Annotated in this window: 22 protein-coding genes and 2 tRNA genes; 17 read left to right on the forward strand and 7 right to left on the reverse strand. The window is 50.6% G+C overall.

What is annotated here, in order from left to right; all coding sequences use genetic code 11:
• From dnaQ to RI563_RS00015, 3 genes are all read left to right on the forward strand, one after another.
• A partial coding sequence (gene dnaQ, locus RI563_RS00005) for a DNA polymerase III subunit epsilon (protein WP_310692260.1) occupies positions 1–582 on the forward strand: 582 nt, incomplete at its 5' end.
• 320 nt (positions 583–902) lie between these two features.
• Positions 903–1205 (forward strand): STAS domain-containing protein, encoded by a 303-nt coding sequence (locus RI563_RS00010; RefSeq protein WP_310692261.1) that lies wholly within the window; start codon positions 903–905, stop codon positions 1203–1205.
• A 179-nt stretch (positions 1206–1384) separates the two neighbouring features.
• Positions 1385–3139, forward strand: coding sequence for a hypothetical protein (locus tag RI563_RS00015; RefSeq protein WP_310692262.1), 1755 nt, complete (start codon positions 1385–1387; stop codon positions 3137–3139).
• 8 nt (positions 3140–3147) lie between these two features.
• On the opposite strand, the gene RI563_RS00020 is transcribed toward RI563_RS00015, so the two are convergent.
• The 4 genes from RI563_RS00020 to RI563_RS00035 all read right to left on the reverse strand — a co-directional run bounded on the left by RI563_RS00020 (position 3148) and on the right by RI563_RS00035 (position 5690).
• The gene (locus RI563_RS00020) at positions 3148–3555 is read right to left on the reverse strand and encodes a hypothetical protein (RefSeq protein WP_310692263.1); all 408 of its coding nucleotides are present in this window, start codon (positions 3553–3555) and stop codon (positions 3148–3150) included.
• 143 nt (positions 3556–3698) lie between these two features.
• Positions 3699–4136: a roadblock/LC7 domain-containing protein gene (locus RI563_RS00025; RefSeq protein WP_310692264.1), complete on the reverse strand. Its 438-nt coding sequence runs from the start codon at positions 4134–4136 to the stop codon at positions 3699–3701.
• Between the two features lie 14 nt (positions 4137–4150).
• Positions 4151–4681, reverse strand: coding sequence for a GTP-binding protein (locus RI563_RS00030; protein WP_310692265.1), 531 nt, complete (start codon positions 4679–4681; stop codon positions 4151–4153).
• Between the two features lies 1 nt (position 4682).
• Positions 4683–5690 (reverse strand): hypothetical protein, encoded by a 1008-nt coding sequence (locus RI563_RS00035; RefSeq protein ID WP_310692266.1) that lies wholly within the window; start codon positions 5688–5690, stop codon positions 4683–4685.
• Between the two features lie 489 nt (positions 5691–6179).
• Here RI563_RS00035 and RI563_RS00040 point away from each other — a divergent pair, with 489 nt between their 5' ends.
• The 6 genes from RI563_RS00040 to RI563_RS00065 all read left to right on the forward strand — a co-directional run bounded on the left by RI563_RS00040 (position 6180) and on the right by RI563_RS00065 (position 14650).
• Positions 6180–7196, forward strand: coding sequence for a response regulator (locus RI563_RS00040; RefSeq protein ID WP_310692267.1), 1017 nt, complete (start codon positions 6180–6182; stop codon positions 7194–7196).
• Between the two features lie 19 nt (positions 7197–7215).
• A complete protein-coding gene (locus RI563_RS00045; RefSeq protein WP_310692268.1) occupies positions 7216–7581 on the forward strand; it encodes a PleD family two-component system response regulator in 366 nt (121 codons plus the stop codon).
• 25 nt (positions 7582–7606) lie between these two features.
• Positions 7607–8143, forward strand: a complete 537-nt coding sequence (locus RI563_RS00050) for a chemotaxis protein CheW (RefSeq protein WP_310692269.1) — start codon at positions 7607–7609, stop codon at positions 8141–8143.
• Positions 8144–8233: 90 nt separating this feature from the next.
• On the forward strand, positions 8234–10096 hold the full coding sequence (locus RI563_RS00055; RefSeq protein ID WP_310692270.1) for a methyl-accepting chemotaxis protein: 1863 nt from the start codon (positions 8234–8236) through the stop codon (positions 10094–10096).
• Positions 10097–10100: 4 nt separating this feature from the next.
• Positions 10101–14174: a response regulator gene (locus tag RI563_RS00060; protein ID WP_310692271.1), complete on the forward strand. Its 4074-nt coding sequence runs from the start codon at positions 10101–10103 to the stop codon at positions 14172–14174.
• Positions 14175–14194: 20 nt separating this feature from the next.
• On the forward strand, positions 14195–14650 hold the full coding sequence (locus RI563_RS00065; protein ID WP_310692272.1) for a hypothetical protein: 456 nt from the start codon (positions 14195–14197) through the stop codon (positions 14648–14650).
• Here the strand turns inward: RI563_RS00065 and crp are convergent, their stop codons facing one another.
• On the reverse strand, positions 14651–15334 hold the full coding sequence (gene crp / locus RI563_RS00070) for a cAMP-activated global transcriptional regulator CRP (RefSeq protein WP_310692273.1): 684 nt from the start codon (positions 15332–15334) through the stop codon (positions 14651–14653). It lies immediately after the preceding gene.
• A 94-nt stretch (positions 15335–15428) separates the two neighbouring features.
• The gene (locus RI563_RS00075) at positions 15429–16250 is read right to left on the reverse strand and encodes a phosphate/phosphite/phosphonate ABC transporter substrate-binding protein (RefSeq protein ID WP_310692274.1); all 822 of its coding nucleotides are present in this window, start codon (positions 16248–16250) and stop codon (positions 15429–15431) included.
• 259 nt (positions 16251–16509) lie between these two features.
• On the opposite strand from RI563_RS00075, the gene gltX reads away from it, so the two are divergent.
• From gltX to RI563_RS00115, 8 genes are all read left to right on the forward strand, one after another.
• Positions 16510–17922: a glutamate--tRNA ligase gene (gltX, locus tag RI563_RS00080; RefSeq protein ID WP_310692275.1), complete on the forward strand. Its 1413-nt coding sequence runs from the start codon at positions 16510–16512 to the stop codon at positions 17920–17922.
• 25 nt (positions 17923–17947) lie between these two features.
• Entirely contained in the window at positions 17948–19645 is a 1698-nt protein-coding gene (locus RI563_RS00085; protein WP_310692276.1) for a glutamine--tRNA ligase/YqeY domain fusion protein, read from the forward strand.
• A gap of 124 nt (positions 19646–19769) precedes the next feature.
• Positions 19770–19845: transfer RNA gene (locus RI563_RS00090), tRNA-Ala, on the forward strand.
• Between the two features lie 21 nt (positions 19846–19866).
• Positions 19867–20061 (forward strand): hypothetical protein, encoded by a 195-nt coding sequence (locus tag RI563_RS00095; RefSeq protein ID WP_310692277.1) that lies wholly within the window; start codon positions 19867–19869, stop codon positions 20059–20061.
• A gap of 13 nt (positions 20062–20074) precedes the next feature.
• Positions 20075–20151: transfer RNA gene (locus RI563_RS00100), tRNA-Glu, on the forward strand.
• 429 nt (positions 20152–20580) lie between these two features.
• The gene (locus RI563_RS00105; protein ID WP_310692278.1) at positions 20581–21234 is read left to right on the forward strand and encodes a TetR/AcrR family transcriptional regulator; all 654 of its coding nucleotides are present in this window, start codon (positions 20581–20583) and stop codon (positions 21232–21234) included.
• The gene (locus RI563_RS00110) at positions 21231–22664 is read left to right on the forward strand and encodes a TolC family protein (RefSeq protein ID WP_310692279.1); all 1434 of its coding nucleotides are present in this window, start codon (positions 21231–21233) and stop codon (positions 22662–22664) included. Before RI563_RS00105 ends, RI563_RS00110 begins: the two co-directional genes overlap by 4 nt.
• Positions 22661–25771 carry an efflux RND transporter permease subunit gene (locus tag RI563_RS00115; RefSeq protein ID WP_310692280.1) on the forward strand — a complete coding sequence of 1037 codons (3111 nt, stop codon included), beginning with the start codon at positions 22661–22663 and terminating at the stop codon, positions 25769–25771. The genes RI563_RS00110 and RI563_RS00115 overlap by 4 nt, the downstream gene beginning before the upstream one ends.
• 60 nt (positions 25772–25831) lie before the next feature.
• Here the strand turns inward: RI563_RS00115 and RI563_RS00120 are convergent, their stop codons facing one another.
• Positions 25832–26503, reverse strand: a complete 672-nt coding sequence (locus RI563_RS00120; protein ID WP_310692281.1) for an FHA domain-containing protein — start codon at positions 26501–26503, stop codon at positions 25832–25834.
• Positions 26504–26520 lie beyond the last annotated feature (17 nt).

A 26520-nucleotide genomic window follows, 5' to 3' on the forward strand; every position in this document is an offset into this window, starting at 1 on the left:
GAGCGGGAGATCGACGAAGGGGCGGTCGAAGTCCACGGTATTACCACCGAGTTTCTGGCCGACAAGCCCCGCTTTGCCGAGGTGGCCGAGGATTTTGTCAATTTTATCCAGGGCGCCGAGCTGATTATCCATAACGCGCCGTTCGATGTCGGTTTTATCAACCACGAACTCAAACGCCTGGCGGAGGGGAGTCAGCCGGTCGACCATTTCTGCCGGATTATCGATACGCTGGTGATGGCGCGTCAGCTGCACCCCGGGCAGAAAAATAATCTCGACGCCCTGTGCAAGCGTTATTTTATCGATAATTCCTCGCGCGAACTGCACGGCGCGCTGCTCGATGCCGAGATCCTGGCGGAAGTCTATCTGGCCATGACTGGCGGGCAGGTGACGCTTTCCCTGGAGGGACGGGGCAGCAGCGAGACCGCAGGCCGGCCCGAAACACGTCGGCCCCTGCCGGCGGATCGCCCGCCGCTGAAAATCCTGTACGCCAGTGAGGACGAGCTGCGCGCTCACCAGGCCCGCCTCGAGGCCATCGACGGGGCCAGTGATGGCCAGTGTCTGTGGCACCGTCTCGAGCCGTAAACCATGCCCGCTTACCAGCCGAATCTGCGGCACGCCGGTTTTTATCAACAAAAACGGTGGGTTACGACGATCCAAAAAAGATTAAAGTTGTTCCTTTCGGGTGCCGAAAAACCCACCAGGCCCGGAGAAAATGGTTGTTCCGGAGAAAGTGAGAGAGTGATGTTTTGTTGTATTGACTGTTGTGTTTCCTCCCCCTGCGCAAGAATTGCGCAAATTTAGATTCCCCGCCACAGAGCGGGGATTTTTTTGTCTGCCGATTGCAAACCGGACGCGCCGGAGCCACTATTCCCTGCAAGCAGTCCACCGGCACAGGAGTCACTATGGCAGTCACCTCCCGACTGACCGATGACGGCGCAACCCGGATTATTGCGGTCGAGGGCGATTTCGGTCCGCAGCAATACAAGGCGTTTCGCGACAGCCTGATGGCAGATAGCGGCCCACGGCGTTATGTCGTGGATCTGAGCCAGACCTGCTCGCTCGACAGTTCGGCGCTGGCATTACTGCTATGGCTGCGCGAGCAGGCCGTTGTCCAGGGCGCGGCAGTGATTCTGCGCGGGGCTTCCTCTGAGATCCGGCATATCCTGGAACTGTCGCAGTTCGAACGATTGTTCACACTGGAATGAAACATTCTGCATGGTGTGGCGGAATTGCCAGGCACTTGTGACAGAGCCGGATGAGTTCTTCTGCTGAATCAATCAGCGCTTACATTTTATGCAAATAAATCGACCCAGTTCACACTTTTGGGCCTTCGCGGCCGTGAGCGCGTAATCGCAACAGTTAAAATGATGCAAGTTCTTCAGATTTGAAGACAGCACAGGCTCTCTGTCAGCCTGCCGAAACAGGCCTGGATGAACAGAGAGCTGCGGATACCGACAGGAAATCCGACGGGTTGCCAGTTGACTGTACGCATCCCGGAAAAAACCGGTTCATCACAAGAGGGGCATTCATGGAAGCCCGATCGCCCTCCTCATCGCAATGCGCCATGGATATGCTGCTTCTTACCATACCGGATCAGCATGAAGATAATAATCCGGCCGTATTGCTGGACGAAAAACTTCTGCGTAAATGGTTGTCCGAATTGCCGATGATGAATGTGGTTCAGACGGTCGAAATGCTGCAACGCGCCATCCTGCCCTTCAATGAGTTAAAGATAGAAACACAGCTGCGTTTGAGATTACTCGAATGTTATCGTGAAAAGATCGATGAAATATTCTACAGCTATGATGAGATGCGGCTAAAGCAGCTACCTGTTAGCCACGAAGAACGTCAGACTATAAAAACAGATATTATGTGGCTGTATCTCGAACTGGCAAATGGCTACAAGATTGAGGTCAAGTCGGCACTTGACAGGGGCGCCAATCCGAAAAAAGAATCGGGATTGTTGCTGGCGATCTATCGCGCCATGGAGCAGATTATCCATGCCATGGTCAATGCATATCGTAATGCACAGATACCGCCGCCGCTGACTTACCTGGAAACTCACCAGTTATATCAGGCTGCTTATTTTTATGATGCTGTTGATAAGAAAGTCAGTGGTGCAAAACAGGAAACCACGACGCCAAGTATCAATCATTTGTACAAGCAGTGCATGCTTCTGGCCGTGGCTGAACCGGATAGCATGCCGGAAGACTCTGCCTTTGAATTGTACTTTTTGCTAGAGCAATTCGCCGATGACAGCTTGATTAGTGGAAAAATACCTGCTGACAGGGATGCCTATATCTATACCCTTGACTTTAATGATGACGCCAGGCCGGTCCCGCTGGTTCGAGCCGGGACTGATCGACAATATGGTGAAGAAAACTATCTGGATGTCGCGCCCGTTATAGGAAAGATTAAAAACCGGCTGGGAGAGCTTGAAAAAGAGAACCAGGGATTAATGGAAAAGCAGGAAATTCGCCTTCTTGATCTTTATAGAGGGCGGATTATGAATCTGCATGGGCAGAGGGCGTCTGAAAATGAGTTGTCAGAGGTGTATTTGTCATTTGGGCTTATGGCAGCACATTATTTTATGTGCGGAGATAATTTTTCCCGTTATATTGCTGGCAGCCAGGAGAGTTTCGGCATTGAAGTTCATGATGTGGATGAGATGGGGAAGATGCATGAGCTTGAAACATGGAAAATAATTGAAATTAGCAATAGCGGAAAGATGCTGCTGGCCTCTGAGAGTGGCAGCAGACAAGATCTGAATATTGGAATGGCTGTAGGTATTTTTGAGCACTTTGGAAATGATAAACCGCCTGTTTTCACATTTGGTATCATCGGCTGGTTACCGCCAGAAGAGAGTGACGATAGAAAAATCGGTATACAGATTATACCGGGCAGACCGGAACCGGTGTTTTTAACTGAAACAGGTAACGAAACCTTGTTTTCTGGTTTGCAAATCCCTGAGGTCAGTATTTTAAACCTGTCAGCATCACTGGTTGTGCCGACAGGAAATTATGCAAAAGACAAGGTTATGACAGTTAAGCAGAGTAGCACTAAGACGCGGGTCAGACTTGGTCAGGCAATCAACAGCGCCGATGATATCGTGCATTGTTATTACTCCATAGAGGGTTGACCGGAATTTCAGGGGCAGGCGCCGGCAATCTCTTCCAGCCGGTTTTGAAGGCTGGTCCAGCCAAACCCGAGTCGCACCTTGTTTCTTGTTACGAGTACAGCCAGAGCTGATGGTTTGCCCGGGACGACTGTCATAAAGTGATGAGTCTGGCCGGTAGAGAAGTGCAGATCCTGGATGGAATTTCCGGGCTCGGTACCGCGTAGATCAGCCAGCATATTCTCGACAGTTTGCGTGCTACGGCCGCGAAACATTTCAACCGAAGCCGCCGCAACCGTGTCGAGAATCTCCTGGTTAAAATAATTTACGCTGTGAGATACGCCCAGCAGTAGCCCGCTCTCCAGATCGACAACACCGGCTGCGAGGGCGTGTTCGGTATTCTCAACGATGCTAAGGCAGATATCATTCAAGTTGGCCATGCCACATTCCCTGTTAGTACAAAATCAGGGAAAATTATGCCGTAAAAAAGCTGACAAGAAAAGAACTGTAATAGCCCTGCTGTACAAAGGGCAGTGGTAAGCGAACAGAAGTTCGCCAGGAACGGCTGTCAGAATTCAGAGGCTCAGATTGTCATCGAAGCGATAGCCGAAGTTGCCTGCTTGGCATATGCGAGTGTGATGCCAAGATTGGCGCCGTCACGAACAAATACAGTCAGAACGAGATTGCTGCCAGCATGCATGACATATATTCTGCCGTTACTACCCTCAAGAAGTACATTTTGTGTTTCGCCTGTTGTTGCTTCCTTGCACAAATTGTCGCTCAATGCCAGCAGCGCGCTGCTCATAGCAGCAAATCGGTGCTGGTCAAAGCCTTTCTCCAGTCGCTCAGCCCAGGCGATACCGTCCAGGCTACTGATAATTGCCGAGGTAATATCCTCGTTTTTGAGCATCATCTGATCGAGTATTTCAGTCAGTTCGCGATTTATCAGGCCTGAGACCTCCTCAGCCGAGGTTTCGCTCTGAGTGCTGAGTTGTGTAATAACTTCGCTTAGTAATTGCATGATAGCCTCCTTGGCTAATTCTGTAGAATGGCAAGCAGAGCATGTACCAGAATTTTTACGTCATCAGAATTCCTGGCATCTATTTCGAAAACCGGAAATATTTGATCTCTTTCAGAAAGTCTCTTCTGATAATCTTCAATATAGGCCTGATCGGAAATTCCCGAGCGTGTGACTCCGATAACGACACCCGTTTCCTGTATAAAGTCTGAAAAAGCATCCAGGTAGTGATCCAGTTGTATGACAGGTTCAGGGTGGTCATTGTTGACGAGCAAAACCAGGCCAATGCCGTTCTTGCTGAGAATGTTCCACATGAAATCAAAACGATCCTGGCCCGGCGTCCCATAAAGATGGATGCGTGTACCGTCCTCAAGACTGATATAGCTGTAATCCATAGCTACGGTGGTTGTATCTTTAATTTGCGCGGATTCGTCACTGCATGAAACGTCTGTCCCGACCGGTGGCGTGTCACTGATTGCACCAATAGCGGTTGTTTTTCCTGAGCCAACGGGGCCGGTAAAAATAATCTTGTTTGTATCCAGCATCATTTCAGGTACCCAGTTTCAGTCTGGAGGCTAATTTTGAGAGAAGTCCCTGCCGTGCCTGGGATAAGGCCGGGGTGTGCAGGTGTTCAGTATTATCATCAATTTTTCTTGTTTCGGAGACTTCGATCAGATCAACAGCATAGGCGGCGTTATAAAAATTGATAATATCACTTCGTGCTATACCGGTTTGCTTGACAAGTTGTTCAAGTGTTGTTGGCCTGCGAGCAATTATGGCAGCCATTTTCAGGTGTTGTGGTAAAAAATCATTGCGCGTGAAATTTGGCCAGGCACGCAGCTTCACGGGACGATCCATTGTATGCCCGGAAAGAAGTCTGCCTTCTGATCCATAAATTCCTGACGTCCAGAGAAGACGATGCAACGCATAAATTGGTTTTTTTCGGGTTTCAGCTGAAAAATGGGCTTCGTCAATATTCGATAATTTTATTTCTGACAGAGCTGTAGGTGCGAATTTCTTTAGATGATTAATATCATTTTCAGATATAAAAGTATTGCTCTGGCCATTTATATACAGTTTGGTTAAATCAGGGAGTGTAAGGCACAGAAGTTTTTGTTTCTCCTTGGCGTATATTAATGTGGTGAATAATGTTTCGTCCTGTGATGCAGGTTCTGCTCTGGGATCTGCGTCAGCTTTTACTCTGGGTTCGTAGAGGCTGTGTTGTAACTGGTCCTGCATTTTTCCGAATACACGGATCAAAACATTCTGTAATAGTGTGATATTCACCGGGCGATGTACCAGGATCATGTTTTTACCGGAACGTGGGGTTGATGAGAAGACAAGTTTCACCTGTCCGGCTCTTGCCCTTAGCAGGGCGGATTTTCCGCTGTCAGTTTCATCATTAAGAACGACAAGGTGTGCTTTCTGGACATTCCCGGAGTGGAGCTGATAATTCAGTCCGCTTGTCCCGAGAAATTCCAATGCTTTTCCCAGAGCCTCCTGCTCGTCTTCCAGCAGTCCGTGGGATGATATGACTAATTCTGTTGTCGGGGTCATCTGGGCACCTGTTTCAGTCCATGTAAGTTATTCAATCCTGTTATGCCGTTGCCGACGTAACATCTGCAGATTTTTACCAGTTTTGTAAGCAACTTTAAGTATCGTTCACGAGGGCAGGATTATTGACTTTAATATTGTGAAAATAATCACAATTAATGCTCTGTCATGTAAATTTTTCCGTCCCGGGGAAGTCCTTGTCTGTACTGTTCCGGAGCAGACTGATTTATTACTGGTTGAGGTCCCGCTGAAGTCCGGGCCGAGGAGGAGGTCGTGTAGGAATTTTCCTACAAAGCGTCGGAAAAGTCCTACAAATGGCGGCGTGCGCGCAGCTTGATGTAATCGGCATTCCCGGCTATTGTCAACTTCATCACATATTCCCCCGCAAGTGTTTGAGCAGCCCTGCAAATTGTCGATAGTAATAGTCGTAGTGAAAGCATCACATATTCGGATACTCTGGCGAGGATTGCCAGGTTACACATAGAAGTGATTATGAGTGAAAAAAACCAGATCCCTGTCAGTTTTGAGAATGTCGCCGGCAATGAGCAGACGATATTAAAATTGATATTTTCGGTGTCCGAAAGAGCGGGTAACCGTAATAGTGCATATTCGTTAGCAGAGGATAGTGCAGCTCGTATCGTCATACGAGGCGAGTGTCATGCAGCCGGTTTGAACGATGACAACAAGCTGGTTATCTGTATTTGCAATAAAGACGAAACGCCGGATGGGCCCTCCATTACACGCCCATTAATCGCGACACGGGTTTTATCGTCTCTGGATCGCCTGGTGGAAACTTTTAAAATTCTTGAGTCCGGTCCGGAAGTCTCTTTTTCCGAAAATGATCCTGTTTGTGACAAGGAATCCGCTCATAATTTACATGAAACAGAAAGTGTGTCTGATTCTTCTTCACTTGTCGAATTTTCTATCAGCGAAGAAGAGGCTTCTCAGCTGGCGATTGTCGAGGATGACAGCCTTTCTAACCCGGCTAATATGGATAATCTCAAGCGAAACAGCTCTGATCTTTATTCAAATGAAGAAAATGCCGTTGAGCCAATTTCAATCAAGGAAGAAACGGGGGAGTATGAGAAGGTAAATGCTTCGAAAACATCCGGTTCTTATCAGTCTGCCCTCGTGGTTGATGATAGTGCTTCAGTCAGAAAACAGCTCGAAATAGAACTCGAGCTTTTCGAAGTCGATGTCGACTATGCAGAGGATAGTGACAGGGCAATGGATATTTTGTCTAAAAGGAATTATGACGTGGTATTTCTTGATGTAGTGCTCCCTGATGGAGACGGATTTGAAATATGTAAGAGTATAAAGGCGCAACAGTCTACAAGGAAAACCAAGGTCATTATGCTCACCGGTAAAGCTTCGCATGCCGATAAGGTTCGCGGCTCTCTGGCGGGTTGTGATGCGTACCTGATAAAACCTGTCGGTCGCGCCACATTTCAATCAACGGCCAAGAAATATCTCAAGCCGGTTGATAACGTAGAAGTAATGGAAGCCTGATAATAAGGAGGTAATTGAAATGTCGATCAATAAAGTTCTGGTAGTTGATGATTCCCCGTCCGAGCTGTCTTCAATCAAGCAGATCATTTCCGATGCCGGGTGCATGGTTATCAGTGCTTCTAATGGAAAAGAGGCACTTGACAAAGCTAAATCCGAACATCCTGATATGATTTTTATGGATATCATCATGCCCGAAATGGATGGTTACGAAGCAACACGTCATTTGAGTAATGATAAGGACACGCGAAATATTCCTATCGTTTTTGTCAGCAGCAAAAGCCAAAAAGCCGATAAATTGTGGGGTCAAATGCAGGGTGGTAAAGCTTATATCACCAAGCCTTACTCATCTGACCAGATCATCGATCAACTCAAAGCTTTTAGTTAATCCGTGACAATAAGGGAGTATGGCAATGTCATCAGGAGCATGGTTATCACCGGTAGAGGCCCTTACCCGGCTCAAGTCTGCGCAACATCATGACTTGATTCAGTCAAAGGATAGCGATGCATCGCTGGTGCGTTATGGCTACAGGATTGCTGATTATCGATTTCTTGTCGGCAACAATATTCGAAGTGAAGTTCTGTTCGAGCAGACTATTTACCCGCTCCCACTCTCAGACCACTTTGTCAGCGGAGTAGTAAATCTACGTGGGAATATTGTAGTTGTTTTCGACCTGAACCTTCTTTTAACGAACAAGAGTAGTTCATCATGCAATGTGCTGATTCTCGGCGAATCCGCCGGTGAAATCGGTGTTCTTGTTGATGAAATTCCCAGAGCCGTATATATCAGTGACACTGAGGCACATCTTCCAGCTATTCCGGATTTTCTTGATGGTTATGTCAAAGAAGGTATCTCTCAGGATGAATTAGACTGGTTAGAGTTTGACTGTCATTCATTTTTCAGGGCTTATGCATCCAGGCAGCTGGACCTGAAAAATCAGGCAAGTTAAATGGAATTAGACCGACGATGAAGCGTTTAACATCCAGTTTGGGTTGTATTATCACATACAGGGCACAGGGGTAAGGTTATGTTAAAAAGGATGAAAATCGGCTCCAGACTGGTAACGCTGATAACGGTTCAGGCTGTTGTACTGTTGATTATTGGTTTGACTGCAATTGCAGGTCTGAATTATGCCACGAATACAACGGCAAGATTGAATCAGAATGTTATTGAACAGGTGAAACTTAACCTTTTGCAGCAAAGTATCAGTGGCGACATGATGGGTGTTGTCAACCGCGTATCGAGGGGTAGTCAGGGCTGGGGAGAAGCCGGGATTGACCTGATGGCTGCGAGAGCAGTATTTGAGAATAACTGGCGTGAGTATCTTTCCGATCGCACTGCCGAAGAAAAAGCCGAAATAAAGTCAAGCATGGGTGGGTACATCACGAACGTCAGAGAAGCTTTTGACCAGCTTGAGACCTTGTTTGCACTGCAGGACAGGCAGCTGCTACATGAGTTTATGCGCGATAGTCTCGATCCACTCGTCAACCCGATGCTGAGTGACCTTCGTGGGCGTATTGGTGAGCAACAAATTGCGTCTGAGAAATCATTTTCCGAATCGGCTGAGGCGAATAGAGAGTTCTTTAACGAGAGCGTTATCGTAATGATTGCCGGACTTTCTGTTGCAATCCTTCTTGGTTTCTTAATATACCGGTCAATCAAGCAGCCTGTAAATGTGATTTCCAAAACAGTGGCCAAAGTGTCAGATGGTGACTTTTACGCGAGAACGAATCTTGCCGGTAATGATGAGCTGGGTGAACTCGGCAAGGCGTTCGATAACCTGCTTGAAGACAAGGTTGCGACACTGGTTAAAACCGAGCAGGAAAATACCATGCTAAATGAATCGGTTATAGCCCTATTGCAAGCTGTATCTAAGCTTAGTAAACGTGACCTTACTGTTCGGATTCCGGTTACTGAAGATATTACCGGCCCAGTTGCTGACGCGTTGAATGTTCTGACCAGCGAAACATCCAAGGTATTGCAGGGTGTAAGAAGTATCTCGGAAGAGGTGGCTCGTGCCTCGGCAAAAGTAAAAGCCCAGTCGGATCAGGTTATCCTGGTGGCTTCCCAGGAACGTGAGGAAGTTATTGAAACAGCTGAAAGACTTGCTGAAGCGGCCAGAGCAATGAACGACATTGCTGAGCTCGCTGACTCCAGTAACAAGGCTGCAGAAGAAGCGATAGAGACAACAAGTATCGCGCGTGAGACAGTAACAAGTACCGTGGTCGGGATTAATAATATACGCGAAATTATTCATGAAACTGAAAAACGCATAAAACGTCTTGGTGAGCGCTCTCAGGAGATCAGTCGTGCGGTTAACCTTATTAACAGTATTTCTGAGCGTACTCATATTCTTGCGTTGAATGCCAGTATGCATGCTGCTTCAGCCGGTGAGGCTGGTAAAGGCTTTGCTGTGGTGGCGGACGAAGTTCAGCGACTTGCTGAAAACGCTCGAGATGCAACCGCGCAGATTTCAACGCTGGTTAATAACATACAGGTAGAAACCTCCGACACTGTCGCCACGATGAATAATGTGATCACGCAGGTTGTTGAGGGCAGTGAATTGGCAGAAAAAGCCGGCCAGCAAATGCAAAAAACGCAGGAGAGTACATCTCACCTCGTGGCCTCAGTAAAACAGATTGCTTCAAGCTCGGTTGAGCAGGCCCGAGTTGCAAATCAACTTCAATTGCGTGCTGACCAGATCAAGGAAAGTACTATTCAGACGAGCGAACAGTTGCAGCAACAGACTCTGCAAACCAACCGACTCGTGCAATACGCCAAAAGCCTCCTGAATGCTGTTCAGGTTTTCAAGCTTCCCGGTACCAGCAAGCAAAAACAGGCCGAAGTAGTCGACGCATCGGCAGCTACCGATGCTGAAGTGGCGCATAAAAAGGCTTCCTGATAACATGGCTATACCGAAAGAAAGATTTACATCCATCAAAACGGAAGTTATTGATGTACTTTCAGTTCTGGCTGAATCGTTCGACCCCGATAAAGATGCGAATCTGCAGCTTGAGAATCATCGTCAGGCGCTTGGGAAATACATAAACTGTATTGCACGAATTGGAATGGCGGCGGGGGCGATTGGTTTCTCTGGTTTACGGGATGCCTGTGTTATTTTCCAAAATTATCTCCGTGGCCTGTATGGGCAGAATCGGATCTTGACGGCTCAGGAACGTGATGCAATAGAAGAATGGCCTATTCTTGTGATGTCTTACCTTTCCGGTGATGGGGATTCATCTTCCGGGGAAGAGATAGTACGATATTTAAATAATGTTATAGAAGAAGCAACGCCTGATGAAGCTGAATTTAATGATATCTCTCAACAGTTGATTTCCGAACAAAAACCGACTCTGGCTGACAAGGCTTCCGATCCGGGCTCACCGATTGAAACGCAAGTATTTGTCGCTGACGACATCCCTTCGTCCAATGCCAGTAAAGTGGATAACACAGCCCATTGTGACGAATTATCCAGACATGTCGTATCTCCGTCTGATGAGGGTGCTGATTCGCCAATTTTTCTGGATGTGTCTGAAGAAATTCGATGCGCTATACAAGAGCTGACTGAGGAGCTGGATGAGCGTGGCCATACAGTAATTTCACGCAATGACAGAACAATAGCTTTACAGCTCTATTCCGATCGGCTTGAAATTATCGGAATGTCTTTGTCAGAAACAGGTTGGCTGGGGATAACTGACTGTATTTTTATTTACAATGAAGGCGTGAAACAGCTTACTGATGACGCTGACCAATTTCAATATGGTTTGGATGATATTACGCCTTGTGCGATGTTAATAACTCGTTATCTTGAAAATCCAGGTAGTCCGGATGTCAGTATCGAATTGATTTCAGCGTTGCAATCCGATCCATGGATACCCGATATCAGTGATGGTGAGGCGCAGACATTACTCGATATGCTCATTCCCGAGAAAATCGAAATTAATATTACTGAAACGGATAATGATAACAACGACAGTATTGACTGCCCGGAAAATAGAATAATATCCCAACAACAGGATAAGACTTCTGCATCAGCAGTACCCCCCTCTGCTGATGAGAGAAATGATTCTGAATTTCTGGCGATCCCCGAGTCTTTAGACAAACTAGCAGTAGAACTCGATGACAATGTTGTTGAACTTCTTGCCCTTGTTAAAATCGAGATCGATTCGATTCGTCCTCATCTTGAAGACCTCCTTCGTCAAGCCTTCGAATCAGATTCAGAGGATGTATTGCATGATTCTTTGACTGACTATATAGAGCAACTGGATCGTTTCGTGCTAGCTGCCGATTCAGTCGGTTTACATGGTCTGTCCTCTGCCATGGAGTTTCTGTCCCAAAACGTTCAGTCTATTTGCGACAGTAAAATAATCGATGTTGATATATATGTTTCTTTGCATGAATGGCATGAGCATGTTATCAATTATCTGGCTGATGTTAACAGTATAACAAATGTTAATTCTCTTCTTGAGTACCTGGCGACTTCTGTCTGGCCAACACCTATGTCACAGGCAATGTTAGAAGAGTTGCAAATACAGCTTCTCTCACCGGTCATTGAGTTTGAAGAGGAAGATAGTGCCCCACAAAGGCCGGAAACGGTCAGTGACGAAGACGTAAGCCTTAAACTCCCTGAGGATGTGAATCCTGACTTGCTGGATAGCCTGCTTCGTGAACTGCCAGGGCATACATCTTCTTTTTCTGATGTTATTGCTCATCTGTCTGAAGGAAAAGGACAAATTGAGGATGTTGCACGAGCACAACGAATCGCTCATACCCTGAAGGGGGCTGCCAATACAGTTGGTGTACCAGGTATTTCCAACCTTACGCATAATATTGAAGACATTCTCTCGGTGTTTACTAAACATGAACGTCTTCCCGGAGCTGCTTTGTCTGATTCACTTATGACGGCCGCAGATACACTGGAATCAATGAGTGAGTCGCTTCTGGGTATTGGCCCTGCACCTTCTGACACAAAGCCGGTACTCCAGGATATTCTTAACTGGGCTAACCATGTTGATGTAAACGGCATACCCTCTGACGATTCGCAGATACCTCCTGTCAGTGACTATCGTGAGCCGCAATCTTCTTTCGAACAGACACCTGAGTCAGGTGCAGAGACTGACACCGATGACAAGAACTCCATTGCAACGGATACATTCTTACGCGTATCTACCGAACTTGTTGATGAATTGCTACGTATTGTTGGTGAAAAAATAATCAATAATGGTCGTTTGCTCGAAAACCTGAGAAGAGCTGACGATTACAATAGGGCTGCTCAAGAGCATAACAAATCATTGCAACAACTTGTTTTCGAACTGGAAAAACAGGTTGATCTGCAAGGTAAGGGCAACAATAACCAGGTTGGGAACTTTCAGTCAGACAAGTTCGATTCGCTTGAGATGGATCAGTATAACGAATTACATACAATTACACGCCAACTTGTTGAGGCCGCAAGTGACTCACAGGAGTTCGCTTTTAATATTGACGGCTGCCTTGTAGAAATAGAGGATCTTTTGATCGAGCAAGGACGCTTGAGCAAACAGAACCGTGATAGTGTCATGAAGACAAGAATGGTTCCTGTGAGTAACATTGTGCCTCGTCTGCAGCGCGGTGTCAGACAAATAGCCCGTTTGACCGACAAAAAAGTATTCCTCGATATTAGCGGTCAGGATACTCTTGTTGATGGTCAGGTAATCAATAATCTTGTTGATCCTTTGATGCATATATTGCGGAATTCTATCGATCATGGGATCGAAAGTTATGATGAGCGTGTTTCTATCGGCAAGGATCAAACAGGAACTATTTCCTTGTCTTTCTTCAAGGATGGAGACGAGATAATTGTGTTATGCCAGGATGATGGGGCGGGCTTTGATTATGATGCTATCAAGGATACTGCAATTAAACGAAATCTTATTCAGTCAGCAGATGAGGTCAGTGAATCGGATCTTCATAAATTCATTTTGCATCATGGGTTTTCAACGCGCGACGAAGTGACCCAGGTGTCCGGGCGAGGTGTTGGGCTGGATGCAGTGTTCAACCAAATAATTGATCTCAAGGGAACAATGAATGTTGGTTCTGTCGTCGGTCATGGCGTAAGTATAGAATTACGTCTTCCTGTTTCGTTCGTCTCCGTGCACGGAATCGTCGTCCGTCAACAAAATCAGTTCGTTGCCTTTTCCTCTCGCGGAATAGAACAAATTCTGTACCCTGAAGCAGGTGTTTTGAGTTACGAAAATGATCAGGCATATTATACGCTCAATGACGAACACTATGAGGTACTGTTGCTAGGAGATATCCTGGGATCAGGGGGCATTAAAGACCCCGATGTAGCACAGAATAAGCCGGCTCTTCTGGTCAGACTCGATGACGGGAAAAATACAGTCGTGATGATCGATGATGTCGTTGCCAGCCAGGAGCTGGTCATCAAGCCACTGGGTGATTATATACCGCCAATAGCTGGTATCGAAGGGGGTACCATACTCGGTGATGGTAGTGTCGCAGCTGTTATTGATCTGCCTGACCTTGTCGGTTCTGGTTTGTATCAAAATGCTAATAATGACGGTATTGATAAATCCCGCTCACACACCTCTGAGTTAACAACCGCGTTGATCGTCGATGATTCCCTCAGTGCCAGGCGCAGTCTTTCTGAATTTTTACAAGATATGGGGTATGCAATTTTGACCGCCAGGGACGGCCTCGAAGCGATTGAATCGATCGAGGCGCATACTCCGGATATTGTTCTTGTCGATATGGAGATGCCTCGTATGAACGGTCTCGAGCTGACTTCGCATCTTCGTGCAAAACTGGAGTACAAACATATTCCGATCGTAATGGTTACTTCACGTTCAACTGAAAAGCACCGTCGTCAGGCGAGTTCTGCAGGGGTTGATTACTACATGGTCAAACCTTTTTCAGAAGAAGAACTCTTGCTCCAGGTCGAGCGTCTTCTGAAAGAGAACAATGCATACGCACAACCTGCATAATTATTATGACTGATATGAGTATGCAACAAGAAACGACAGCCTGGCTGCTGAATCTGGGGCAAAGTTTGTATGCCGCAATTGGTGAAAACGATCTGGTGCATGTTATTGATTACTCGGAGATTTCTGATTTGCCCGCACTGCTCGCAAACACTGAGAATTCCGTTCATTGGCAGGGAAAAGAACTGAATGTTATCAACCTTGCAAAATATCTCTCTGACAGAACTTTAACTATGCTGAGTTCAGAACCGATTATTGGTGTTGTTGCCTATCAGTCTGATAATTATGACAGGCCGCAATATGGAGGGGTGCTTATGGCAGGTATACCCGCTAAAAAAATTGTCAATAACTCTCAGGCCTGTGAATTACCGGAACCGGTGCAAAAATGGCGGGATGTCGCCATTTCCTGTTATTCGGATGAGGGTCGGCCGGTGCCGGTACTCGATTTGCCCACAGTCTTTTCAACAGGGCTATCGTGATCAGCGTTTATGATAAACTACAATATCCATTCCCTGAACCTCGATCATTTTCTGCTCTGCCATGTTTTTCAACACACGGCCTGCCATTTCTCTAGAACAGCCGACAATACGCCCAAGTTCCTGGCGCGATATATGAATCTGTGTCCCGTCAGGGTGAGACAACGCTTCCGGCTGATTACACATGTCGAGCAGTGTTCTGGCGATGCGTCCGGCAACATCGGTAAATGCAAGCTGACTGACTTTGCGGCTGGTTGTTATAAGTCGTTGTGAAAGTTGCAGACCAATGGCTTTCAGAATTTCAGGTTGTTCTTCCCTGAGTTCTGTTTTAAATAATTGCTCAAGCTGTTTGTAGCCAATTTTTGCCAGAGTGCAGGGTGTCTTGCTACGAACATAGGCGGTACGATACTTGGTGCGATAAAATACGCCCATCTCGCCTATAAAGTCTCCACTATTAAGATACGTGAGAATGATCTCATGCCCTTCATCATCCTCGTCTTCCATGAGTACCGTAACTGTACCTTCTATGATGTAATAGAGATATTCGGCCGGTTCGCCAGAGCGTACCACGATACTTTTTTTGGGCAATGTGTAATGATTGCAAAAGGACAGGAATCGTTCGAGAGCGTCCTTGTCAATTTCGCATGCAACCGCCTGAGGTTCATCATCCAGATTTATAGGCATCATCTTACGTTTTCTGTTCCAATGTTGTAATGCTGTAAATTATCATAGTCGCCGATGTATCGGAAAATATGCATGTCCTTATGCGTTGTTTCATATTTCAATTGTCCAAAACTTCGCCAAGGTTTAGTTCTCGTATATCATTCCACTCGCTATCCCCGGCAGCTTCAATTGCCGGTATTCTGATTCTTTTCAGCCATCTTTTTCCCACTTCGTCGTTAGCCATTTCTACCATGGCTTGTTGAACCTTCTCCACAACCTCTGATGGGACTCCTGGATGTGCCATGAATGCGTGTGCTGAATAATCATCGGAAGTCCAGAACACCTTGAGTTTATTTCGTTCTTTTTCTGGAAGATTGTTAAATGTGCGCATTACACCGCCACCTGCCGGGAAGCGGCCATTTATCACACCACGGTATACAGCGTTATGCGAATTGACATACTGAGGGACAACAGGAATGTTGTTCTTGTTAAAATGAGCCCGGGTGATAAGTGTCGCGGCAAAGGCGGTTTCACTGGGAAAACCTATATCCTGACCGTCGAGCTCGCTAACATCTGCAATGCTACTGTCTGCTCGCACTACCAGAATTCCGCGCAGGCTGACATTTTTGCGTTTGGCTATAGCCTCATAACCTGACCGATCATGGGCAACGGTATAATGATACGGGTTGGCGTAACTGAAATCATAATTTCCGTCATACAACCTTTCTGAGAAGGGGCCAATACCGCGGCTGGTGGCAAAAACCAGTTGGTATCCGGTTTTTTCGCTCAGATAGCTCAGAAAAGGTGTCCAGAGCTTGGCCAGCTCGCTGGGCGGTTGTTGGGGTACAATTCCGAATGTATAGCTCCGGTCTTCCTGAGCCAGTGCCGGGATGGCTAACAATATGCCTGCAAGCAGGCCGAGGTAGCGTTTGGGTTCCATGTTTCCTTCTCCACTGTTTATGTCCTGTGTCCTGTGTCCTGATGGGAGTCAAAGACGCGCTGTTCTTTTTATTGTTTCGGTTAACTGGCTGAATTCTTGAGTAAAAACTGTAGCATATAAGGGTTTACCCGCATATGGTTAAATTTTGACCATTTTGCCGTTTTCTGGGCTCCTGGCCCGGCATGTCCCCTGTTTTTTTATTTCCCGCCGAGTACAATACACGCCCCAATAATACTGATTTCTCAAGGATTTTTGCTAAATGGCCATTCGTACCCGCTTTGCCCCCAGCCCCACCGGCTATCTGCACATTGGTGGTGCGCGGACAGCCTTGTTTTCCTGGCTGTATGCCCGCAAGCACGGGGGCCGCTTTGTGCTGCGTATCGAGGACACCGACCTGGAGCGTTCCACCGCCGAGTCGGTCAACGCCATACTCGAGGGGATGACCTGGCTGGGCCTGGAATATGACGAGGGGCCGTTTTATCAGACCGAGCGCTTCGAGCGGTATAACGAAATCATCGAACGTTTGCTGGCCGAAGGGCATGCCTATCGCTGCAACTGTAGTCGCGAACGGCTGGATGAATTGCGCGAGGCGCAGATGGCCCGCAAGGAGAAACCCCGCTACGACGGTCACTGCCGTCATCGCGAAGTCAGTGCGGATGAACCGCATGTCATTCGGTTTAAAAATCCGCTGGAAGGACAGATCGTGATCGACGATCTGATCCGGGGGCGCGTGATGATGCAAAATTCCGAACTGGATGATTTGATTATTCGTCGTTCCGATGGTGCGCCGACTTATAATCTGACCGTGGTGGTGGATGATCATGATATGCAAATCAGTCATGTTATTCGTGGCGATGACCATCTTAATAACACGCCGCGCCAGGCGAATATTCTCAAGGCCCTTGGAGCCAACGTGCCGGTCTATGCCCACCTGCCAATGATTCTGGCCGAGGATGGCGCCAAACTCTCCAAGCGGGTGCATGGCGAGTCGGTCAGCGTAATCCAGTATCGCGAGGAAGGTTACCTGCCCGAGGCACTGCTCAATTATCTGGTACGTCTGGGCTGGTCACACGGCGACCAGGAAATCTTTACCCTGGATGAGATGGTGCAGCTGTTCGATCTTTCCGAGGTCAACAACTCCGCTTCCAGCATCAATATAAGCAAGCTGTTGTGGCTCAACCAGCAATACCTGAAAAGCAGCGATCCGAACTATATTGCCCATCAACTCGGTTATCACCTGGGTAAACTGGATATCGACCCCAGTGAAGGACCGGATATCGTTGCTGTCGTTGAAGCTCAGCGCGAGCGGGCACAGACGCTGAAGGAACTGGCGGATATCTGCCAGTTTTTCTACCGCGACTTTGAGGGGTATGACGAAAAAGTTGCCAGCAAACAACTCAAGGCCGTCGTGGCTGAGCCACTGCAACTGATTCGTGACAAGCTGGCAGCGCTGGAAACCTGGGAACAGGCCGCGATCCATACGGTCATTCACAGCACGGCCGAAGAACTGGATCTGAAAATGGGCAAGGTTGGCATGCCGTTACGCGTGGCTGTGACCGGTGGCGCACCTTCGCCTTCGCTGGATCTGACTGTCTACCTGATCGGACGGGAACCTTGCCTCCGTCGCATCGAGATGGCGCTGGACTATATTCGCCAGCGCGCCGCACAATAAGCCCGCCACACGGACTGAACTTTTTATGAGCAGCAATACAACCAAACCCGGTAATTTTATTCGTCAGATCATCGATGCCGATCGGGCCGCTGATAAACACGGGGGGCGGGTCGCGACCCGCTTTCCACCCGAACCCAATGGCTATTTGCATATCGGCCATGCCAAATCAATCGTGCTGAATTTTGGTATCGCCGAGGACTATAACGGTACCTGTAACCTGCGTTTCGATGACACCAATCCGCACAAGGAAAATGTCGAGTTTGTCGAATCGATCAAGCAGGATGTGCAATGGCTCGGCTATGAATGGAACGAGTTGCTGTATGCCTCAAATTATTTTGAGCAGCTACACGATTATGCCGTGCAGCTGATCAAGCTGGGCAAGGCGTATGTCTGCGATCTCAATGCCGAACAGATCCGCGAATATCGCGGCACCCTGACCGAGCCGGGCAGGGAGAGTCCCTATCGCGAGCGCAGCGTCGAGGAGAATCTCGATTTATTTGCGCGCATGCGAGCCGGGGAGTTTCAGGATGGTGAAAAAGTCCTGCGCGCGAAAATCGATATGGCCGCGCCCAATATCAATCTGCGCGATCCGACCATTTACCGCATTCGCCACGGTGTGATTCATCATCAGACCGGTGAAGAATGGTGCATCTATCCGATGTACGATTTTACCCACTGCCTGTCGGATGCCATCGAGGGGATTACCCACTCGCTTTGCACCCTGGAGTTCGAGGATCATCGCCCGTTGTATGACTGGTTTCTGGATACCTTGCAAACACCGTCCCACCCGCAACAGATCGAGTTCTCCCGCCTGACGCTGGAACATACTGTGACCAGCAAGCGCAAGCTGACCGAACTGGTAGAACAGGGGTTTGTGGAAGGCTGGGACGATCCGCGCATGCCGACCATTGCCGGATTGCGTCGCCGCGGTTACACCCCGGCCGCGCTGCGAGATTTCTGCGAGCGAATCGGCGTGACCAAGTCGGATAACTTTGTCGAGATGGGGGTGCTGGAGAACAGTATCCGCGAGGATCTCAATCGTACCGCACCGCGTCGCATGGCCGTTCTGCATCCGCTCAAGGTGATTATTGCCAATTATCCCGAAGGGCAGAGCGAGCAGCTGGAAGCACCCAACCATCCCCAGCATGAGGACATGGGTAGCCGTCAGATCAGCTTCAGCCGCGAGGTCTGGATCGACCGTGAGGATTTTATGGAAGTGGCTCCTAACAAAAAATTCAAGCGCCTGGTCAGTGGCGGGGAAGTGCGGCTGCGCAACGCCTATGTGATCCGGTGTGATGAAGTGATCAAGGACGCGCATGGGGAAATTATCGAGCTGCATTGCAGTTATGATCCCGACACCCTGGGCGCCAATCCTGAAGGGCGCAAGGTCAAGGGGGTGATCCACTGGGTCAATGCCGCTGATGCGATTCCGGCCGAAATCCGGCTCTACGATCGCCTGTTCAGCCACCCCAATCCGGATAGCGCCAAAGATGGTCAGCACTGGACCGCGCACCTCAATCCCGATTCCCTGCGCACGCTGACCGCCAGCCTGGTGGAAGCGAGTCTGGGCGAGGCGCAAGCCGGTGCGGTGTTCCAGTTCGAACGCGAGGGCTATTTCTGCCGTGATCCACAAAACCGCGATGGTGGCCTGCCGGTGTTCAACCGCACGGTTACCCTGCGTGACTCCTGGGCGAAAATCGAGCAGAAATCGGCGGGTAGTTGAAGCGCCCGGTAAGACTGGCGAAAGATTCCGCAAATACCTGAAATCTGACGGAATCACGGAAAAATCACAGGCAAATGATTGACATGCCCGGGCCGCTATCGTAAATTGCGCGCTCTCGATTTTCGGGGCTATAGCTCAGCTGGGAGAGCGCTTGCATGGCATGCAAGAGGTCGGCGGTTCGATCCCGCCTAGCTCCACCAGAGACCACAGCGAGGTGACGCGTGAAACTGGCCGGACGCTTTGCTGTGTACCTCGGGATCATACTGATAGTAGTGGGTGTGATCGCGGGATTCGGTGCGATGTTTGTCAATCAGGACAGCGCGGGCATTCAGTGGCTCGGCGTCGTGCCAGTAGGGTTTGTGGTACTATTGGCGGGCACTGTCATGTCGCAGCTGTCGCGCCCTGATGACGAATAACACAACGTTTTTCGTCCCCATCGTCTAGTTGGCCTAGGACACCGCCCTTTCACGGCGGCAACAGGGGTTCGAATCCCCTTGGGGACGCCATATCAATAAAAAAGGGCCCTTTACGGGCCCTTTTTTATTTTGTAGTTAAACAAAGCAAAAGTGATAAGAACCCGAAGGTTCATCATATTCGCAGGGATGATGTGCAGGGAAGCACTAATGTCGCTGTAGGCAGGGGATGCCGTGAGCGACTCGATTTAGAACCGTAGCGCGTCATAGGCATGGCTCAAAAAGGTTGTGTACAGGGAGGTATGCCGTAGTCCTTTTGAGGAATGACATATCGAATAAGAATAAGAATGGGCCCTTCATGGGCCTTTTTTATTGGAGTGTCCTGTTGTGAGCAGGAAGGCCGTTTGTCTTGACGAAAATAAGCGAGGGCAGTGATAAATTAGAGCTCGCTCTGGCGATGCGCTTGCATTTGGTCAGAAGCGAATTATACTAACTGACCGGTCAGTCAGTATTGTGATGAACATGGCAAAAACCTCATTAAAACAGGCAGATAGTAGCCGGCACCAACGGCGCAAGGCCGCCCGCCCGGGCGAGATTGTGGCATCGGCCCTGGATTTGTTTGTGGAACATGGTTTTGCCGCCACCCGGCTGGAGGATGTGGCGCGCCGGGCCGGTGTCTCCAAGGGGACGGTCTATCTCTATTTTGACAGCAAGGAAGCCCTGTTCGAGGCGGTGGTCCGCGAGGTGGTGATTCCCCAGGTGGAGCGCAGCGAATTGCTGGCGCAGCAGCATCAGGGCAGCCAGGGCGAGTTGCTCGAACAGCTGGTGATGAACTGGTGGCAGTCGGTCAGCGCCGGGCCGATTTGCGGGATTCCCAAACTGATCATTGCCGAATCGGCCAATTTCCCGCAGACGGCCCAGTTTTTTGTGGATAATGTCATCAACCGGGTGCGCGGGATTTTCAAAAAGGTTATCAAAAAGGGCATCGAGCAGGGCGAATTTCGCCAGGTCGATCCCGAGTATGTGACGCGCCTGTTGATGTCACCGATGGTCTTGCTGGCCATCTGGCGTCACTCCCTGCAGCCCTACGATCAGACCTTCCCGATGGATGAGCAAATCTATTTGCAACAGCATCTGGATCTGTTTCTCAACGGCCTGCGAAAGGAGGCGCCATGAGTTCGCGCGGGGTGATCGGCGCGTTGCTGCTGGTACTGGGCCTGCCACTGGGGGAGGCCGCGGAATCGACGCTCGGTTTTGAGCAGGTAGTAGACAACATCCTGCAGCAGTATCCGAGCCTGGAAGTGGCGCGCCTGCAGGTGCAGCGTTCGCGCCAGGAGATCGCCCGGGTGGAAAGCGGGCTGGGCTGGGAGCTGGCCGCTGATGGCGGTGTGTCCCATGATGTCTCCGTGTTCGGGACACCGACCGATCGCGCCGATGTGAACCTCTCCCTGCAGCGGCAACTGGAATCCGGTCACCAGGTCGGGATCAGCGGCAATTATACCTATGAAGACAGCTCCTTTACGGTCAGTCCGCTATTTCCCAATCCCTCGCACGCCACCCAGCTGGATCTCAATTATCGTATTCCGCTGGGCCAGGGCGAGGATAATCCGGCCTATAGCGAGGGCCTGGCCGGGGCGCAGGCCGGGGTCAAAGCCGAGCGCGCCGCTGCCGCGGCCCTGCGTAACGAGATAGCCAATCAGGCGCTGGATCTGTTTTACGCCAAGGCGCTGACCGAGGCGCGTCTGAGCAGCGCCGGCGAGGGCGTGGAGAATGCCCGGCGCCTGCAGGGTTACATCGCCGAACGGCGTGAGCTGGGACTGGCCGAGGAGAAGGACACGCTGCAGGCGCAAGCCCAGCTGCGGGCCCAGCAGACCGCCTTGCAACGGCTTGAAATGGCCCTGGAGCAACAGCGCATCGCGCTTAACCGGCTGATGGGCGAGCCCTGGCAGCGGAGCTATCGCAGTGCCGTCCGGTTAGAGACACAACTGACCGATTATGGCGTGGCTGAATTAACCGAGCAGGCGGCTGCCCGCTATCCTCCCTTGCAGCAAAACCGTGCCCGCCTGGAAGTGACTGAAACAGTTCTGCGCCGCAGCCGCGATCAACGCAAGGATCAGCTGGATCTGGTCTTCTCGGTCGGTACCCGCACCCGCAGCGGCGATGCCACGACCGGCAGTGTCAGCGAAGAAGACATGGCCGGCCAGATTCGCTTTGAATATCGCGAGTCGCTGAACAAACAGGGACTGGATGCCGAGGTGCGCCAGGCCCAGCTGGATCGCACCATCGCCATCGAGGAGATACGCCGGGCCCGCGATGAACTGAGCTACGGCGTCGCCAGTCTGGTCCAGGAGATCCGCGCCACCCGGCGGGCGCTTGACAGCGCGCGCCGGCGCCTGCAAAGCGAACAGGAAAAATACCGTGAAGCCATGCAGCGTTATCGTCAGGGGCGGGAGCAGACCGATCGGCTGATCCAGTTTGATAATGAACGCAATGAGGCCCGCCTGACGGTGGCCGAACTGGAGGTCGAACTGGCGCGCCGGATCAGTGCGCTGCGGATCCTGCATGGCAGCTTCTGGGCCACCCTGGACGTCGAGGCATTGCCATGATCCGCTTTCTGGTCGAACGCAGTCTGGTGGTCCACCTGGTCTCGGTCTTCTTGATCGTGCTGGGCATCATCGCGATTGCCAACATCAACCGCGAAGCCTTTCCCAACGTCAATCTCGACAAGGTGCAGATCGAGATCGCCTATCCCGGAGCGTCCCCCGAGGAGATCGAACGTATCATTATCACGCCGATCGAGCAGGAGCTGCGCTCGCTCGATGGCATCGACACCATGACCTCTATCGCCTTTCCCGGTTCGGGGCGCATCAACCTGGAACTGGATCCCGATGCGAGCAACCGGGAGCGGATCGTCAGCGATGTGCAGCTGGCGGTGGATCGCGCCACCTTGCCCGGCGACATGCCCGAGGAGCCCGTGGTGCTGGAAGTGGACGGCAAGATGATTCCGATCATTCAGCTGGCGATCTCCGCGCCGCGCGACGAGGTGGCGCTGAAACGCCTGGTGGATGACATGGAAGACGATCTGCTGAATATCGAAGGCATTGCGCGGGTGCAGATCCAGGGCGATCGGCGCGCCGAGTTGCGGGTGGTGGCCGACCCGGACAAGTTACGCGAGCATCGTATCTCCATCGGCGAGCTGGCCGAGGTACTGGAGAACTGGAATGTCAACGCACCCGGCGGCGATCTGGAAACCCCGCAGGGTCAGCGAGCGATTCGGATTGTCGGCGAATATCAGCGCACGCAGGATATCAGCGAACTGGTGTTGCGGGCCAACGAGCGGGGCGAGGGCATTCGACTGGGTGACATCGCCGAGGTGACCGAATCACTGGAGGAGGCCAATGTCTATTACGATGTCAGCGGTACCCCGGCGCTGAATGTGATCGTGATGAAAAAGGCCGAGGCCGACATCATCGAAGCGGTGGATCGGATCAATACTTATCTGGAGACCGTCCCGCAGCGCTACGGTAACGACATCCAGATCGAAAGCTTCCAGGATTTTTCCTATTTCGCCAAGGTGCGCCTGGGGGTGCTGACCAACAACGCCCAGGTCGGGCTGATACTGGTCTTTCTGTCGCTGATTATGTTTTTACGTCCCTCGGTGGCGTTGACCACTACCTGGGGTATCCCGATTGTCTTTTTGACCGGCCTGTACGTGCTGTATCTGTCCGGGATCACGCTGAACCTGGTTTCCATGCTCGGCTTTATCATGGTCCTGGGGATGTTGGTGGATGATGCCATCATCATTGGCGAGAACATCACCTATCACATGGAGCGGGGACTGTCGCCCAACGAGGCGGCGGTTACGGGCGCCAAAGAGCTGATCGGGCCGGTAACGGCCACCATTTTGACCACGGTTACGGCGTTCATGCCCATGCTGTTTATGAGCGGTATCATTGGCAAATTCATCGTTGCTATCCCGACCGTGGTGATCGCCCTGCTGGTTTTCTCCTGGCTGGAGTCGTTTTTGATCCTGCCCAGCCACGTGGCCCATGTGACCAACAGTAAAAACCACCCCGCCGAAAGGCGCTGGCTGGTCAGACTGGAAAATGGCTATGCCTGGATCCTGGACAAGGCGATCCGACGTCACTGGATCACTTTGCTGATTTCCGTTGCGGCACTGGCCTTGAGTCTCTTTGCAGCTATCAATGTGCTCAAGTTCCAGCTGTTTCCGCCGGTGGATGTGGATGAATATATCGTGCGGGTGACAGCCCCGGCCGGTACCAGCCTCGATAAAATGCGCAAGCAGATGCGCACCATCGATGAAATCGTGCGCGAGGGAACCAATCCCGACTATCTGGAGACCACGATCATCTCCACCGGCCAGATCGCGATGGATGCCAACGATCCCCTGATGCAGCGTGGCAGTCGTTTCGGGCAGATCCGGGTCAATTATATTCCCGCGGTACTGCGCGAAGATCATGATGTGCTGGATGACATGCGTCGTTTTGAGTCGCTGTTGACGGAAAAATTCCCGAATCTGCAAATCTCCCTGGGCGAGATCAAGCACGGCCCGCCCACCGGCCGGGCGCTGGAGGTGGAGATCTCCAGTAATAACAACGACGTGAATGAAGAAGTGGCCTACCGGCTGATGGATTATGTGAAATCCCTGCCGGGAATCACCACCATCGAAAGCGGTCTGCAACCGGGCGATCCTGAGCTGCACGTGGTGGTGGACCGCGTCAAGGCGGCCTATGCGGGGATCGACCTGGCAACCATCGCCAGTCATGTGCGCGCGGCGGTCGATGGCTTGCGGGTCACCACTACGCGTAAAGGCACCGAGGAGGTGGATATTACTATCCGCCTGCCGAATGATAGCGACGACCCCGTGGGCACATTGATGCAACTGGATATTCCCAATCGCACCGGCGGTATGGTGCCCATGAACCGGCTCGCCAAACTTGAGGAGCATGAAGGCTATACCACGATCCGTCACAAGCAGGGTGTACGTGCCGTCACCGTGGTCGCCAATATCGATAGTAAACAGACCACCAGTCTGGAGGTCAACCGGGCCGTGGAAGAGGGCGAATCACAGTGGCTGGGCGAGGATGCCGACAGAGTTCGGGTGGTCTACGGTGGTGAGAACGAGAAGAATCAGGAATCTTTTGCGGATCTTAAATGGGCATTTGGTATCGCGTTGATCGGGATATTCTTTATCCTCGCCATTCAGTTTAACAACCTGGGCTATCCGCTGCTGGTGATGATGGCGATCCCGTTCGGCGTTGTGGGGATCGTGATCAGTTTCCTGCTGCACGACCTGTTCTGGAAAGACATGCCGCTGTCGTTTTTCTCGACCCTGGGCATGGTTGCCCTGACCGGGGTGGTGGTTAACAGCTCGCTGATCATGGTGGTGTTTATCCAGCGTGCTCTGGAAGAGGGCAACAATGTCTACGAGGCCGTAATGCAGGCCGGGCGTCGGCGTCTGCGAGCGGTGATCCTGACCGCCGCCACCACGGTACTGGGCTTGTTGCCGACCGCCTATGGCTGGGGCGGGTCCGATCCCTTTGTCGCCCCCATGGCCCTGGCACTCTCCTGGGGCCTGGCGTTTGCCACGCTGGTCACCCTGCTGACCATACCGGCCGCGTTTGTCGCCGCCACGCGGGTCAAGGAGGGTCTGATAGGGATATTCAGAAAGTCCGCGACTGCACGCAAATAAACGCAAACTCATTCAGGTCATGGTTTATTTGCGTTTTTCGCGTTAATTCGCGGATTGTTCTTACTCAATATAGAAGAATTTCATCTGGGTTCCGGCCAGTTCGATGACATCCTGATCCTTGAGTGTGATGGCTTCGGTGGTCAGCGGTTTGCCGTTGATCATGGGGGTGTCGGAGCTGCGGCGCAGTTTGCTGCTGCGTAATGAGGATATGGTGTAATTGTTGGTGTTACGCGCGATCATGGCCATTTTGATACCGTTAAAACCGATGGTATTAAATGGTTTGCGCAGTTCCAGCACTTTTTTGGCCAGCGGTCCGTTGAGGATTTTGACGCCGGCCAGTTTTTCGCCTTTCAGGCTGGCTTGCGCGGGCGATCTTGTATCCATGACCTGGGTGTCCTCGACTTCGGCCTGGATAAACATGGTTGGCTCGTATTCCTGCTCTTCATCGTCGAAGTAGGTCAACTGGTAATTGCCGACCTGGATAACGTCATTTTGCTTGAGCAGGGTCTTGGTGATACGCGAGCCATTGAGCAGGGTGCCGTTAGTGCTGCCCAGATCGTCGACGTAAACATGTTCTCCCATAGTCACGATCAGCGCATGGCGACCGCTGACAGTCAAATCATTCAGCTGAATATCATTGCCGTGCTTGCGGCCGATACTGATGCTGTCCTTGTCAATTGGAAATTCCCGAACGACTGCCCCGTCCAGGGTCATAATTAACTTGCTTCCCATGAATTATAGGTCCTTGT

This window comes from Thiohalophilus sp. (assembly GCF_031581315.1).
Lineage (GTDB): Bacteria > Pseudomonadota > Gammaproteobacteria > UBA6429 > Thiohalophilaceae > Thiohalophilus.

Excerpts from the sequence above, each read along its gene's own strand:
- RI563_RS00010 (WP_310692261.1), top strand. The coding sequence starts at position 903 with ATGGCAGTCACCTCCCGACTGACCGATGACGGCGCAACCCGGATTATT.
- RI563_RS00020 (WP_310692263.1), bottom strand. The coding sequence starts at position 3,555 with ATGGCCAACTTGAATGATATCTGCCTTAGCATCGTTGAGAATACCGAA.
- RI563_RS00025 (WP_310692264.1), bottom strand. The coding sequence starts at position 4,136 with ATGCAATTACTAAGCGAAGTTATTACACAACTCAGCACTCAGAGCGAA.
- RI563_RS00030 (WP_310692265.1), bottom strand. The coding sequence starts at position 4,681 with ATGATGCTGGATACAAACAAGATTATTTTTACCGGCCCCGTTGGCTCA.
- RI563_RS00035 (WP_310692266.1), bottom strand. The coding sequence starts at position 5,690 with ATGACCCCGACAACAGAATTAGTCATATCATCCCACGGACTGCTGGAA.
- RI563_RS00040 (WP_310692267.1), top strand. The coding sequence starts at position 6,180 with ATGAGTGAAAAAAACCAGATCCCTGTCAGTTTTGAGAATGTCGCCGGC.
- RI563_RS00045 (WP_310692268.1), top strand. The coding sequence starts at position 7,216 with ATGTCGATCAATAAAGTTCTGGTAGTTGATGATTCCCCGTCCGAGCTG.
- RI563_RS00050 (WP_310692269.1), top strand. The coding sequence starts at position 7,607 with ATGTCATCAGGAGCATGGTTATCACCGGTAGAGGCCCTTACCCGGCTC.
- RI563_RS00055 (WP_310692270.1), top strand. The coding sequence starts at position 8,234 with ATGAAAATCGGCTCCAGACTGGTAACGCTGATAACGGTTCAGGCTGTT.
- RI563_RS00060 (WP_310692271.1), top strand. The coding sequence starts at position 10,101 with ATGGCTATACCGAAAGAAAGATTTACATCCATCAAAACGGAAGTTATT.
- RI563_RS00065 (WP_310692272.1), top strand. The coding sequence starts at position 14,195 with ATGCAACAAGAAACGACAGCCTGGCTGCTGAATCTGGGGCAAAGTTTG.
- crp (WP_310692273.1), bottom strand. The coding sequence starts at position 15,334 with ATGATGCCTATAAATCTGGATGATGAACCTCAGGCGGTTGCATGCGAA.
- RI563_RS00075 (WP_310692274.1), bottom strand. The coding sequence starts at position 16,250 with ATGGAACCCAAACGCTACCTCGGCCTGCTTGCAGGCATATTGTTAGCC.
- gltX (WP_310692275.1), top strand. The coding sequence starts at position 16,510 with ATGGCCATTCGTACCCGCTTTGCCCCCAGCCCCACCGGCTATCTGCAC.
- RI563_RS00085 (WP_310692276.1), top strand. The coding sequence starts at position 17,948 with ATGAGCAGCAATACAACCAAACCCGGTAATTTTATTCGTCAGATCATC.
- RI563_RS00105 (WP_310692278.1), top strand. The coding sequence starts at position 20,581 with ATGGCAAAAACCTCATTAAAACAGGCAGATAGTAGCCGGCACCAACGG.
- RI563_RS00110 (WP_310692279.1), top strand. The coding sequence starts at position 21,231 with ATGAGTTCGCGCGGGGTGATCGGCGCGTTGCTGCTGGTACTGGGCCTG.
- RI563_RS00115 (WP_310692280.1), top strand. The coding sequence starts at position 22,661 with ATGATCCGCTTTCTGGTCGAACGCAGTCTGGTGGTCCACCTGGTCTCG.
- RI563_RS00120 (WP_310692281.1), bottom strand. The coding sequence starts at position 26,503 with ATGGGAAGCAAGTTAATTATGACCCTGGACGGGGCAGTCGTTCGGGAA.